The organism is Sulfitobacter sp. W074, from assembly GCF_025142275.1.
GTDB lineage: Bacteria > Pseudomonadota > Alphaproteobacteria > Rhodobacterales > Rhodobacteraceae > Sulfitobacter > Sulfitobacter profundi.
This window is the reverse complement of record NZ_CP081130.1, coordinates 185,047-198,253: the sequence shown is the minus strand read 5'-3', so window position 1 is coordinate 198,253 and position 13,207 is coordinate 185,047. Positions and strand designations below refer to the sequence as shown.

The 13,207-nt window shown below is 63.1% G+C and carries 14 protein-coding genes; 13 read left to right on the top strand and 1 reads right to left on the bottom strand.

What is annotated here, in order from left to right; genetic code table 11:
* Positions 1-42: 42 nt before the first annotated feature.
* Entirely contained in the window at positions 43-1,590 is a 1,548-nt protein-coding gene (locus K3762_RS00930) for an alkaline phosphatase (RefSeq protein WP_260010925.1), read from the bottom strand.
* 207 nt (positions 1,591-1,797) lie between these two features.
* Between K3762_RS00930 and pcaF the strand changes: the two genes are divergently transcribed.
* The 13 genes from pcaF to lptB are packed head-to-tail and all read left to right on the top strand — an operon-like array spanning position 1,798 to position 13,052.
* Positions 1,798-3,003 carry a 3-oxoadipyl-CoA thiolase gene (gene pcaF, locus K3762_RS00925; RefSeq protein ID WP_132444021.1) on the top strand — a complete coding sequence of 402 codons (1,206 nt, stop codon included), beginning with the start codon at positions 1,798-1,800 and terminating at the stop codon, positions 3,001-3,003.
* A gap of 28 nt (positions 3,004-3,031) precedes the next feature.
* Complete coding sequence (paaA, locus tag K3762_RS00920) at positions 3,032-4,024, top strand: 1,2-phenylacetyl-CoA epoxidase subunit PaaA (protein WP_132444020.1); 993 nt, start codon at positions 3,032-3,034, stop codon at positions 4,022-4,024.
* A gap of 5 nt (positions 4,025-4,029) precedes the next feature.
* Positions 4,030-4,374: a 1,2-phenylacetyl-CoA epoxidase subunit PaaB gene (gene paaB / locus K3762_RS00915; protein WP_260010921.1), complete on the top strand. Its 345-nt coding sequence runs from the start codon at positions 4,030-4,032 to the stop codon at positions 4,372-4,374.
* A 32-nt stretch (positions 4,375-4,406) separates the two neighbouring features.
* A complete protein-coding gene (paaC, locus tag K3762_RS00910) occupies positions 4,407-5,129 on the top strand; it encodes a 1,2-phenylacetyl-CoA epoxidase subunit PaaC (protein ID WP_240791568.1) in 723 nt (240 codons plus the stop codon).
* On the top strand, positions 5,123-5,671 hold the full coding sequence (gene paaD / locus K3762_RS00905; protein ID WP_132444019.1) for a 1,2-phenylacetyl-CoA epoxidase subunit PaaD: 549 nt from the start codon (positions 5,123-5,125) through the stop codon (positions 5,669-5,671). The genes paaC and paaD overlap by 7 nt, the downstream gene beginning before the upstream one ends.
* Before the next feature lie 7 nt (positions 5,672-5,678).
* A complete protein-coding gene (locus K3762_RS00900; protein ID WP_132444018.1) occupies positions 5,679-6,743 on the top strand; it encodes a 2Fe-2S iron-sulfur cluster-binding protein in 1,065 nt (354 codons plus the stop codon).
* Positions 6,744-6,753: 10 nt separating this feature from the next.
* Positions 6,754-8,778: a phenylacetic acid degradation bifunctional protein PaaZ gene (gene paaZ / locus K3762_RS00895; RefSeq protein WP_132444017.1), complete on the top strand. Its 2,025-nt coding sequence runs from the start codon at positions 6,754-6,756 to the stop codon at positions 8,776-8,778.
* Positions 8,768-9,547: a PaaX family transcriptional regulator C-terminal domain-containing protein gene (locus K3762_RS00890; protein ID WP_132444016.1), complete on the top strand. Its 780-nt coding sequence runs from the start codon at positions 8,768-8,770 to the stop codon at positions 9,545-9,547. Before paaZ ends, K3762_RS00890 begins: the two co-directional genes overlap by 11 nt.
* A gap of 55 nt (positions 9,548-9,602) precedes the next feature.
* The gene (locus K3762_RS00885) at positions 9,603-10,217 is read left to right on the top strand and encodes a ribonuclease D (protein ID WP_067630549.1); all 615 of its coding nucleotides are present in this window, start codon (positions 9,603-9,605) and stop codon (positions 10,215-10,217) included.
* Positions 10,214-11,182, top strand: a complete 969-nt coding sequence (locus K3762_RS00880) for an SIS domain-containing protein (protein ID WP_132444015.1) — start codon at positions 10,214-10,216, stop codon at positions 11,180-11,182. The genes K3762_RS00885 and K3762_RS00880 overlap by 4 nt, the downstream gene beginning before the upstream one ends.
* A 6-nt stretch (positions 11,183-11,188) precedes the next feature.
* Positions 11,189-11,797, top strand: a complete 609-nt coding sequence (lptC, locus tag K3762_RS00875) for an LPS export ABC transporter periplasmic protein LptC (protein ID WP_120349867.1) — start codon at positions 11,189-11,191, stop codon at positions 11,795-11,797.
* Between the two features lie 26 nt (positions 11,798-11,823).
* Positions 11,824-12,297 carry a lipopolysaccharide transport periplasmic protein LptA gene (gene lptA, locus K3762_RS00870; RefSeq protein ID WP_386283852.1) on the top strand — a complete coding sequence of 158 codons (474 nt, stop codon included), beginning with the start codon at positions 11,824-11,826 and terminating at the stop codon, positions 12,295-12,297.
* Positions 12,294-13,052: an LPS export ABC transporter ATP-binding protein gene (lptB, locus tag K3762_RS00865; RefSeq protein WP_120349865.1), complete on the top strand. Its 759-nt coding sequence runs from the start codon at positions 12,294-12,296 to the stop codon at positions 13,050-13,052. Before lptA ends, lptB begins: the two co-directional genes overlap by 4 nt.
* Positions 13,053-13,207 lie beyond the last annotated feature (155 nt).

Genomic DNA, 13,207 nt, shown 5'->3' with positions numbered 1-13,207 from the left:
GCTTCTGGGCGATCCTCTCAATCCGACCGCTCAAACGGGTCTTTAGATCGCGGCCCCCTTGGGGTCGAGCGTCACCGAGTAGAGCTCGGTGTCGGCACGGTCCATCAGGCGCACTTTCATCTGCTGGGTCTTGGCGTCGATATCGACCAAGCCAAAGAATTGCAGACCAGCAGAAGGCGGCAGGTTCACCTGACCCTCCTCCGGCGCTTTGACGTATTTCAACTCGGGGCCAAAGGTGCCGTCCAATTCGTTCGGGCCAAACGTGCCTGCGTGCAGCGGGCCCGAGACAAACTCCCAAAACGGGTCGAAATCCTGAAACTGCGCCTTGTCGGGGTTGTAGTAATGCGCGGCGGTGTAATGCACATCTGCCGTGAACCAGACGACGTTGTCGACCTGCGCGGTCTTGATGAAACGCAGCAGCCCCGCGATCTCTTGCTCGCGCCCCTTGGCGGCACCGTTGTCGCCATTGGCTACCGCTTCGGCCCCGCCGCCGACGACCAGTCCGATGGGCATGTCGCAGGCGATGACCTTCCATGTGGCCGACGAATTGGTCAGTTCCCGCTTGAGCCATGCCATCTGCTCGGCCCCGAGGATCTCTGTGGCCTGCGACATCTCGGTCTGCATGTTCTCGCTGTTCGGCCCCCGGTAGCTGCGCAGGTCAAGGAAGAAGACATCCAGCATCGGACCGTAGTTGATCTTGCGGTAAACCCGGCCCGGCTCGGCGGGGGTGATACGCAGCGGGGTCATCTCGTGAAAGGCCTGCGAGGCGCGGGCGGCGAGGACGTGGATCGACTTTTCGCTATAGCGGTCGTCTTCCATCAGGCTGCGCGAAGAGGACCAATTGTTCACGACTTCATGGTCGTCCCACTGCATGAAGGTCGGCACATGGGCGTTCATCTCGCGCACATGATCGTCCATCAGGTTGTATTTCCACTGGCCGCGATATTCGTCCAGCGTCTCGGCCACTTTGCGTTTCTCATCGATGATCGTGGTGTTTTTCCACAGCGTGCCATCCTCAAGCTGCACCTCATCCTCAAGCGGGCCATCGGCATAGATGGTGTCACCGGAATGCAGGAAGAAATCGGGGCGGTGTTTGGCCATGGTCGCATAGGTGCGCATGCCCTCATCGTCGATGCCCCAGCCCTGACCGGCGGTATCGCCCGACCAGGCAAAGCGCACGTCGCGGCGCGCGGTGGGCGCGGTGCGGAACTGGCCGATGATCGGCTCTGAAGTGGCGTTGATGTCGCTCAGGTCGGCAGCGGTGAAGCGGTAAAAGATATCCTGATCCGACGGCAGCCCTTCGACCAGACGTTTCACGGCCAGATCGTGGTTCGGCAGCGCGTTCATCGGTGCAAGCTGCCGGGCGTTGGCGAAGCTTTCGGTTGTAGAGATTTCAACCTGCACCCGTGCCGGGCGGTCGGTGCGGGTCCAGATCATGCCGGATTGCGTGTCGACATCACCCGATTGCACCCCATGGGTAAACACCGGGCGCGAGGCGGCACGGCTGAGGCTGGGCATGGCAAGGCTTGCGGCAAAGGCGGTGGAGCCCGCCAGCACAGCGCGACGGGTCGGGCGGATCAATTTGGTCATCTTTGGCTTCCTCTGAGGGTGGCGATGGCCGCACAGAACCCCCGCCGCGTGACAGAGCGCCGACAGATGCGTGACTCTTTGGCAAAGCTTTGGCGACAGCGCTGTAACGTGTTACCGAAATTAACTCCGCAATTCTATTCAGTAACATTTTGATTGAAACGAATCGCCCTGATGTGTAAATTGTGGGGCAACAACAGGAGCACCCCCATGCAGGCATTCATCTGCGACGCGCAGCGCACCCCCATTGGCCGTTACGGCGGCGCACTCTCTTCGGTTCGCGCCGACGATCTGGCCGCGACCCCGTTGAAGGCGCTGATGGAGCGGAATCCTTCGGTGGATTGGGCGCGCGTCGATGATGTCATCATGGGTTGCGCCAACCAAGCGGGCGAAGACAACCGCAACGTCGCGCGCATGGCCGCCCTGCTGGCCGGTCTGCCCGTCGACGTGCCGGGCGCCACGATCAACCGCCTCTGCGCCAGCGGCATGGACGCCGTCGGTGCCGCTGCCCGTGCGATCCGCGCGGGTGACATGGATCTGGCCATCGCAGGCGGGGTAGAGAGCATGTCACGCGCACCTTTCGTCATGCCCAAGGCCGAAACCGCCTTTTCCCGCAACAACGCCGTCTATGACACCACCATCGGCTGGCGCTTTGTGAATCCCAAAATGAAGGCGCAGTTCGGCGTCGATTCCATGCCCGAAACCGCCGACAACGTCGCCGCCGACCATGATGTGTCGCGCGAGGACCAAGACGCTTTCGCCGCCCGCAGCCAGCAACGCTGGGCCGATGCGGATGAGAAAGGCATCTTTGCCGAGGAAATCGCCCCCGTTACCATCCCGCAGCGCAAAGGCGATGATGTGATCGTCGACCGCGACGAACACCCCCGCCCCGGCTCCACGCTGGAAAAACTCGGCAAACTGCGCGGCATCAATGGCGCTGACCTGACTGTGACTGCAGGCAATGCCTCGGGCGTCAACGACGGCGCGGCGGCGATGCTGCTGGCGTCAGAGGCAGGCGTGAAGGACCACGGACTCACCCCCGTCGCCCGCGTCGTCGCCATGTCTGCCGCAGGTGTCGAGCCCCGCGTCATGGGCATCGGCCCGATCCCGGCGGTGCGCAAGGTGTTGGATCGCGCGGGCCTCACCATCGAGCAGATGGACGTGATCGAACTTAATGAGGCTTTCGCGAGCCAAGGCCTCGCCACCCTGCGCGCCTTGGGCGTGGCAGACGACGCGCCCCATGTGAACGCCAACGGTGGCGCCATCGCCATCGGCCACCCCTTGGGCATGTCCGGCGCGCGTCTGGTGATGACGGCGGCGCTGCAACTCAAGCGGACGGGCGGCAAATACGCGCTATGTACAATGTGTGTGGGCGTGGGTCAGGGCGTTGCACTGATCCTCGAAAACGCAGGCTGAGACTTCTTTCCGAGAAAGGAACAGAACGATGTATGCACAGATGATCAAATCCACCGGCAAGGGCATCAAATCCCTCGACGAGATGGACCCCGAAGAACGCGCCTTTCAGGAGCGCATCAATGCGGGCGGCAAGATCGAGCCCAAGGACTGGATGCCCGACGGCTACCGCAAGAACCTGATCCGCCAGATCGGTCAGCACGCGCATAGCGAAATCGTCGGCCAATTGCCCGAGGGCAACTGGATCACCCGCGCGCCCACGCTGGAGCGCAAGGCAATCCTCTTGGCCAAGGTACAGGACGAGGCGGGCCACGGGCTCTACCTCTATTGCGCGGCCGAGACGCTGGGCGTGACCCGCGACCAGATGACCCGCGACCTGCTGTCGGGCAAAATGAAGTACTCGTCAATCTTCAATTATCCGACCCTAACATGGGCCGATATGGGCGCGGTGGGCTGGCTGGTCGATGGCGCCGCGATCATGAACCAAGTGCCGCTGCAGCGGACCTCGTACGGTCCTTACGCCCGGGCGATGGTGCGGATCTGCAAAGAGGAATCCTTCCACCAGCGGCAGGGCTTCGACATCATGATGAAGATGGCCAACGGCACAGAAGCGCAGCGCAAAATGGCTCAGGACGCACTGAACCGCTTCTGGTTCCCGGCGCTGATGATGTTCGGCCCCTCAGACAAAGATTCGGTCCATTCCGCGCAGTCGATGGCGTGGAAGATCAAGATGAACACCAACGACGAGCTGCGCCAGAAGTTCGTCGACGAGACGGTGCCGCAGGCCGAATACCTCGGTCTCACGATCCCCGACGAAACCCTCAAGTTCAATGAGGAAACCGGCCATTACGATTTCGCCGAGCCGGATTGGGAAGAGTTCTTTCAGGTGCTCAAGGGCAATGGCCCCTGCAACACCGAACGGCTGGCGGCGCGCAACAAGGCTTGGGACGAAGGCCGTTGGGTGCGCGAGGGGCTTTTGGCCCACGCCGAGAAAAAGCGCAGCAGACAAATGGCAGCGGAGTAAGCGACATGAGCAGCCCTGAATCCAGTGAATACGACGGCACCGAAGCCGCCCCGCACGGCAAGGCGCGGACCACCGAATGGCCCCTGTGGGAGATCTTCATCCGCGGCCAGCACGGGTTGAGCCACCGCCATGTCGGCAGCCTGCATGCGGCGGACGCGGAAATGGCGATCAAGAACGCCCGCGATGTCTATACGCGCCGCAACGAAGGCGTGAGCATCTGGGCGGTCGAGGCCAGCGCCATCGCCGCTTCCTCGCCCGAGGAAAAAGGCGCGCTTTATGAGCCTGCCAACGGCAAGGTCTACCGCCACCCGACCTTTTTCGACATTCCCGATGAAGTGGGGGCGATGTGAGCACCGATCCTAAGTTCGAATTCCTCTGCCGGATGGGGGACAACGCGCTGGTTCTCGGCCACCGCGTCTCCGAATGGTGTGGCGTGGCCCCGGTGCTGGAAGAAGACATCGCGCTGGCGAACGTGGCGCTCGACCTGATCGGCCAGACGCAGTTGTGGCTGGGTCTGGCGGGCGAGGTTGAGGGCGAAGGCCGCGATGCGGACAAGCTCGCCTTTCACCGCGACGTTTGGGATTTCCGCAATGTCCTGCTGGTGGAACAGCCCAACGGCGACTTCGGCCAGACCATGATGCGGCAGTTCCTCTTCGACGCATGGCATCTGGCGCAGCTGACCGCGCTGATCGATTCCAGCGACAAGGAAATCTCTGCCATCGCCGAGAAATCGGCGAAGGAAGTGACCTACCACCTCGAACGCTCCTCGGACACGGTGATCGGCCTTGGCGACGGCACCGAGGAGAGCCACCGCCGCATGCAGGCGGCGCTTGATCTGCTCTGGCCCTATGTCGGTGAGATGTTCCTTGGTGATGACGTCGACGCGGCGATGGTCGAGGCGGGCATCGCGCCCGAACCGGAAAGCCTGCGCGCGAGCTATGACCAACTCGTCGGCGACACGCTGGTAGCCGCGACCCTGACCAAACCCGAAGACGATTTCGCCCACAAAGGCGGGAAAAGCGGCGCACGGCACAGCGAACATCTCGGCCATATGCTGACCCAGATGCAATGGCTGCAGCGCGCCTACCCGGACGCCACATGGTGAAACCCAGCCCCCACAGCCGGCCGGCCCCCGCGCCGGTGCCGGGGGTGGTGCGCGATACCGCCCCGCGCGGTGCCGCGTTGGCCGGAAAGCCCACGTTAGAGACGGTTTGGGCATGGCTTTCGGCGATCCCGGACCCGGAGATCCCGGCCATTTCGCTTACCGATCTCGGCATCATCCGCGATGTGGCGTGGCAGGGCAACTCGCTGGTCGTGACCATCACGCCGACCTATTCGGGCTGCCCGGCCACCAGCATCATCAACCTCGATATCGAGATGGCGCTGCACGGCCATGGGATCGAAAAGCTGGAGTTGAAACGCCAGCTTTCCCCGCCCTGGACCACCGAGTGGATGACCGACACCGGCCGCGCCAAGCTGGAAGCCTACGGCATCGCGCCACCCCGTCCCGCCGGTGGGCCGCAACATTGTCCGCATTGCAAATCTACCGCGGTGGAGCGGATCAGCCAGTTCGGCTCGACCCCCTGCAAGGCGCAGTGGCGCTGCACCGAATGCCGTGAACCCTTCGACTATTTCAAATGTATCTGAGGCCCCGATGAGCCAGTTTCACCCCTTATTAGTGACTGATATCCACCACACCATCCGCGACGCGGTGGTGCTGACGCTAAAGCCGGAGGACCCCGGCGCCTTCGCCTTTACCCAAGGCCAATACCTGACCTTCAAGCAGGATTTCGACGGCACCGAGCTGCGCCGCAACTATTCGATCTGCGCCGGGTTGGACGATGGCGAGCTAAAGGTCGGCATTAAGCGCGTCGATGGCGGGGCATTCTCGACCTATGCCAATACCGAATTGAAGGTCGGCGATACGCTCCACGCCATGCCGCCGCAGGGCAAATTCTTCACCGCGATCGAGCCGGAGGTGGCGAAAAACTACCTCGGCTTTGCGGGCGGGTCGGGCATCACGCCGGTGCTGTCGATCCTGAAAACCGTGCTGAAACGCGAGCCGAACTCGACCTTCACGCTGGTCTATGCCAACCGCGCGGTGAACACGATCATGTTCCGCGAGGAGCTGGAGGATCTGAAAAACCGCTACATGGGCCGCCTGACGGTGATCCACATCCTCGAATCCGGTCAGGATATGGAGTTGTTTGAGGGCCGTATCGATCAAGCGAAATGCGATGCGCTGTTTAAACATTGGATTCAGATCGACAATATCGACACCGCCTTCATCTGCGGCCCCGAACCGATGATGCTGGCGATTGCCGAGGCGCTGAAGACCAATGGGCTGACCGACGAACAGATCAAATTTGAACTCTTCAGCGAAAGCCAGCAGGGCCGTCTGGCCAAACAGGAAATGGCCAAGCGCAGCGAGGGCCAAAGCGGCACCGAAATCACCGTCATCATCGACGGCGCGCGGCGCAGTTTCACCATGCAGAAGGGCCAATCGGTGCTGGAAGCCGCACTAGAGAACGGGCAGGAAGCGCCGTTTTCCTGCAAGGCCGGGGTTTGTTCGACCTGCATGGGCAAGGTGCTCGACGGTGAGGTTGAGATGCTCTCGAACCACGCGCTGGAGGATTACGAGGTCGAGCGCGGCTATGTGCTGACCTGCCAGAGCTACCCGCTGAGCGACACGCTCACCATCGACTACGACACGCACTAAAGGAGCCGACATGCGCGATATTCACAGTTACGCGGCAGGCGAATGGCTGGCCCCGGGCGCGGGCGCCCGCAACATCGCCAGCGCCATCACCGGCGAGGTCATCGCGCAGGCCGGCAACGATGCGCTCGACGCGCAGGCCATGCTCGGCTTTGCCCGCGACCACGGTGGCCCCGCCCTGCGCGCCATGACCTTCCACGACCGCGCGCGCATGCTGAAGGCGCTGGCGCTGCACCTGATGGAGCACAAGCAGGCGCTTTATGATCTGAGCTACGACACCGGCGCGACGCTGTCGGACCACAAGATCGACGTGGACGGCGGCATCGGCACCATGCTGGTTTTCGCCTCCAAAGGCCGGCGCGAGATGCCGGACGCGCATGTCTATCTCGACGGTGCGCCCGAGCAACTGGGCCGCGCCGGGCAGTTTATGGGGCGGCATATCTGCACCCCGCTGCAGGGCGTGGCGGTGCATATCAACGCCTTCAACTTCCCGGTCTGGGGTATGCTTGAGAAGCTCGCGCCCACGCTGCTGGCTGGCGTGCCCGCCATTGTCAAACCCGCCACCGCAACCTGCTACGTCACCGAACATTGCGTGCGGCTGATGCTCGACAGTGGGCTGCTGCCGAAGGGCGCGCTGCAACTGGTCAGCGGCGGCTTGGGCGACATGCTCGACCACCTCGACTGTCAGGATGCCGTGGCCTTTACCGGATCTGCCGATACCGCGCTGAAACTGCGCAGCAATCCCTTGTTGCTGCAGAACTCCGTGCGTTTCACCTCGGAGCAAGACAGTCTAAACGCCTCGGTCCTTGGCCCCGACGCCGTTCCCGGCACGCCAGAGTTCGACCTCTTCGTCAAGGAAGTGCAGCGCGAGATGACTGCGAAGGCGGGGCAGAAATGCACCGCCATCCGCCGCATCATGGTGCCGCAGGCGCAGGTCGACGCGGTGATCTCTGCTCTGTCAGAACGCCTCGCCAAGACCACCATCGGCGACCCCCGCGCCGAGGATACGCGCATGGGCGCGCTGGTCTCGGGCAGCCAAAAACGCGATGTGCTGGAAAAGGTGGGGCTGCTGAGTGCCGAGGCGGAACGGGTCTTTGGCGACCCCGACAACTTTACCGTCAACGGCGCCGACAAAGACAAAGGCGCCTTCCTGCCGCCGATGCTGTTCCACTGCGCTGATCCCGACAGCGCCGAGCGCGTGCATGACACCGAGGCTTTCGGCCCCGTTTCCACCCTCATGCCCTACCGCAATCTGGCCCATGCCTCGCAGTTGCTGAACCGCGGCCAAGGCTCTCTTGTCGCCTCGATCATCACCAATGACGGTGAGGTGGCGCGCGAGCTGACGATGGGTTCGGCAGCCTTCCACGGACGGCTCTATTTCAACAACCGCACGTCGATGGGGGAGGCCACGGGCCACGGCTCGCCGCTGCCGCATATGGTGCATGGCGGACCGGGCCGCGCAGGCGGCGGCGAGGAACTGGGCGGCATTCGCGGCGTGATGCATTACATGCAGCGCACCGCCATTCAGGGCAGCCCCGACATCCTCACCGCCATCGGCAAACAGTGGGTTCCGGGGGCGGAAGAGATCACCGACCGCGCGCACCCCTTCACCCGCCGTTTCACCGAGCTGGATCTGGGCGAGACCTTCAACTCGCCCACCCGAGAAGTCACACTGGAGGATATCGAGACCTTCGCCCATTTCACCGGCGATACTTTCTACGCTCATATGGACGACGAGGCTGCCGCCGCGAACCCCTTCTTTCCGGGCCGCGTGGCACACGGCTACCTCTTGCTCAGCTTCGCCGCGGGCCTTTTCGTGCAGCCCGACCCCGGCCCGGTGCTGGCCAATACCGGGCTCGACAGCCTGCGCTTTCTTGAGCCTGTCTCGGCAGGCGACAGCATCAAGGTGCGGCTCTCGGTTAAGCACAAGACGCCGCGCAACGAGGAATATGGCGAGGTGCGCTGGCATGTGACCCTGACCAACCAACGCGAGGAGGCGGTCGCGGAATATGAACTGCTGACGATGAATGCCCTCTGATCCCTCCCTTCCCGTCATCGCGGCCTTTGCGGGCTTGGGGGGCCAGCGCGTCTGGTCGCTGATGGTCAGCCTTTTCGGCGATCTGGCGCAGGGAGAGGGTGATGCGATCGACGGGCCGGTGCTCTCGACGATCATGGGCGCGCTCGACGTGCGGCCAGAGGCGAGTCGCGTGGCGCTGCACAGGCTGCGGAATGACGGCTGGTTGCAGTCCCATAAAGTGGGCCGGATCAGCCAGCACAGCCTGACCGCCCAAGGCCGCGCGGAAAGTGCCGCCGCCAGCCCCCGCATCTACGCCACGCCGCCCGACCTGTCAGAGCCATGGCAGATGGTGGTGACCGAAGAGAACGGGCGCGAGACCGACAGCGCCCTGCGGGGCGCGGGTTTTATCGCCGCCCTGCCCCGCGCCTATGTCGGGCGGGCCGATAGCGCGGTGCCCAAAGGCTGTCTTGCCCTGCCCGGCACGCCGCCGCCCGACTGGCTGCGCCGCGCGGTGGAGCCTGCTGAGCTTGAGGCCGACTATGCCGCGCTGCTGGCTGCGCTTTCTACCTTGGACGCCAAACTGCCGGATGCAGACAGGTTGAGCGCCTTGGATGTCGCGGTTCTGCGCTGTCTGATCGTGCACAACTGGCGGCGGCTGGTGCTGAAACACCCCGCCCTGCCCGGCGGGTTGATCCGCCCCGAGTGGTCCGGCTACCGGTGCCATCTACTGGTCGACCGCTTGCTGCGCCGCTATCCCCGCCCCGCATTGCAGGATCTGGCCACCGCCTGACCCGGGGCAAAGCCTCCGCTTTCCCATGCCGGACAAGCACGATATAGACGTGCTCATGACAAATTTCCTCTATCAGAACGACCTGCCGGATGACCTCGACCTTGGGCCGATGGTCGCCATTGACTGCGAAACGATGGGGCTGCATCCGCATCGCGACCGGCTCTGTGTTGTGCAGCTTTCGGGCGGCGATGGTCACGCGCATCTGGTGCAGGTCGCCAAGGGCCAGACCGAGGCGCCGAACCTCTGCGCGCTGTTGGAAGATCCGCATGTGCTGAAACTGTTCCACTACGGCCGTTTTGACATCGCCGCGATGCGCAACACCTTTGGCGCCACCGCAGCGCCGGTCTATTGCACCAAGATCGCCAGCCGTCTGGTGCGCACATATACCGACCGGCACGGGTTGGCGAAGCTGTGCCAAGAACTGCTGAGCGTCGACATCTCGAAACAACAACAATCCAGCGATTGGGGGGCTGAAAAGCTGACCCAAGCGCAGATCGACTATGCCGCGTCGGATGTGCTCTATCTGCACCGTCTGCGCGATGAACTTAACAAACGCCTGATACGCGAAGGTCGGATGGACATGGCGCAGGCCTGTTTCGATTTCCTGCCGATGCGCGCCCGGCTGGATCTGGAGGGATGGCCGGACACGGACATCTTCGCACACGCATGAACACACCTTTCCTCGACACTGCCCGCCGCGTCATCCGCTGCGAATCCGAGGCGCTGACGCTGCTGGCCGACAGCCTTGATGACCGCTTTCGCGCCGCGGTCGATCTGATGCGCGCCTGCAAGGGCCGCGTGATCGTCACCGGCATCGGCAAATCGGGCCATATCGGCAACAAGATCGCGGCGACGCTGGCCTCTACCGGCACGCCCGCGCAATTCGTGCACCCGGCAGAGGCGAGCCACGGCGATCTGGGGATGATCACTGCGGCTGATGTGGTGCTGGCGATTTCAAACTCGGGCGAGGCACCGGAACTGGCGAACCTCATCGCCTATTCGCGCCGCTATGCGATCCCGCTCATCGGCATCACCAGCCGCCCCGACAGCAGCCTTGGCCGTCACAGTGACGTGGTGCTGGAACTGCCCCGCGCGGCAGAGGCCTGCGGCACCGGCGTGGTGCCGACCACCTCAACCACCTTGACGCTGGCGATGGGCGATGCGGTGGCCGTGGCCCTGATGGAAAACCGCGCCTTCACCGCCGAGCATTTCCGCGACTTCCACCCCGGCGGCAAACTGGGCGCAAGGCTGAGCCGCGTGGCCGATCTGATGCATGTGGGCGATGCCCTGCCGCTGGTCGCAGCCGACGCGCCGATGCCCGACGCGCTGAGCGAGATGAGCCGCAAGGGCTTTGGCGTGGTCTGCGTGACCGATGGCGCTGGCGCACTGGCCGGGATCATCACCATGGGCGACCTCGCGCGGCACCTTGACGGGTTGATGACCATGACCGCGCGTGAGGTCATGACCCCGGCCCCAGTTACCATCGGCCCCGACGAACTGGCCGAGAAAGCCGTGGGCGTGATGAACAACCGCAAGATCACTTGCTTGGTCGTGACCGACCCTGTGCAGGACGACGGCAAATCGCCCGTGGGCCTGCTGCATATCCACGACTGCCTGCGCGTTGGGCTGGGGTAGCCTGCGATGAAGGGTGACCGCCACTCTCGCGTCGTCTCTTGGCTGAAAGTGCTCTTTCCGCTGATCGCGCTGGCGCTGCTGTCGACCCTGTTTTTGCTGTCGCGCGCGATTGAACCGCAGGCGGTGATCCCCTTTGCAGATAAAGAAGTGCAAGAGCGGCTGCGCGACCAGCAGATCACCGGCCCCTTCTATTCCGGCACCACGGCGGAGGGCGATCTGATCTCATTCTCGGCGGAAAAGCTGACCACCCCCGGCGGGGAAACCGGCACCAACGAGGCCGAAGAGATCGAGGCGACGCTGGACCTGCAGGGCGGTGCCAAGATCACTCTGCAATCCAACAGAGGTCGGTTTGACACCGGCGCGGAAGAAGCGGAACTGGCGGGCGATGTGCGGGTTAGCACCTCAACCGGCTACCAGATTCTGTCGGACCGGATGACTTCGAACCTCACCACACTAGATCTGCTATCACCCGGCCCGGTCAAAGCCACCAGCCCCGTGGGCGAGATCACCGCCGGGCGCATGGCCATCACCAACCGCCAGAACAGCGCCGGATCGCAATTGCTTTTCACAAAGGGTGTGAAACTGATATACACGCCGCAAGCAACGAAAGAGTAACTGCCTTGAGACATTTGATTATTTTGATGCTGCCGCTGTTTCTCGCGCTGCATGCCGCCCCTGTCTCTGCCCAATCTGCCGATGTGGCCTTTGGCGCGCTAGAGCAAGATACCAGCCTGCCCGTCGAAGTGACCGCCGACAACCTATCGGTCGACAACGCCACGGGCACCGCGGTCTTTACTGGCAATGTGTTGATTTCGCAGGGCGAAATGACCCTGTCCGCCGGCAAGGTCGAGGTGATCTATCGCGCGTCGGATCAAGGCATCGCCAAGTTGGAAGCAACCGGCGGCGTGGTCTTGGTCGCGGGTGAAGACGCCGCTGAATCGCAGCGGGCCGACTATGATATCGACGCAGGCACCTTGGTAATGAGCGGCGATGTGCTGATGACCCAAGGCCCAAGTGCGCTGAGCGCGCAGGAAATGACGGTAAACCTAAACGACGGCACGGCGCAGATGTCAGGCGGCGTGAAGACCATTTTGCAGCCCGGCAGCGGCAACTGATGCCGCCCGAGCTTAAAGTCGCCGGGGGCGAATCCGGCCTGCGCATTCAGCATTTGCGCAAGTCTTATCGCAAGAAAGCGGTAATCCGCGACTTTTCGATGGAGCTTGACCGGGGTGAGGTCGTGGCGCTGCTGGGGCCGAACGGGTCGGGCAAGACCACGACTTTCTACGCGGTGGCCGGGCTGGTCACGCCCGAAGGCGGGCGCGTCACGGTGGATGGCAAGGATGTCACCACCCTGCCGATGTACCGCCGCGCGCAGTTGGGAATCGGCTATCTGCCGCAGGAAATGAGCATCTTTCGCGGGCTGTCGGTGCAAGACAACATCAGCGCGATTCTCGATATCCGGGTCAAACACCGTCACCAGCGCCGCGAACGGCTCGAAGAGCTGCTGACCGAGTTTTCCATCGAACACCTGCGCCGCGCGCCTGCGCTGGCCCTGTCGGGTGGGGAGCGTCGCCGGGTCGAAATCGCCCGCTGTCTGGCCGCCAATCCCAACTATCTGCTGCTTGACGAACCCTTTGCCGGGGTCGATCCAATCTCAGTCGGGGACATCCGGCAATTGGTTGCCGACCTTAAAAAACGTGGCATCGGCGTGCTGATCACCGACCACAACGTCCGCGAAACCCTAGAGATCGTGGACCGCGCCTATATCCTGCATGAGGGCAAAGTTCTGATGTCCGGAACGCCCGAAGAAGTTGTGCAAAACGAGAATGTGCGCCGCGTCTACCTTGGCGATAACTTCCGTATTTCCTAAGACTTAGCGCGTTTCGCCCGGCCTTTCAGCCCTCGGCAGGGCCCTGCCTGCACTTTGCGGAAAACCGCTCTGATTGTAGCGATAAAAGAATGGCGGGTGCATCGGCGCCATTGACTTTCAAACGGAAACGCGGCCTCATTGACCTATGGTGACAT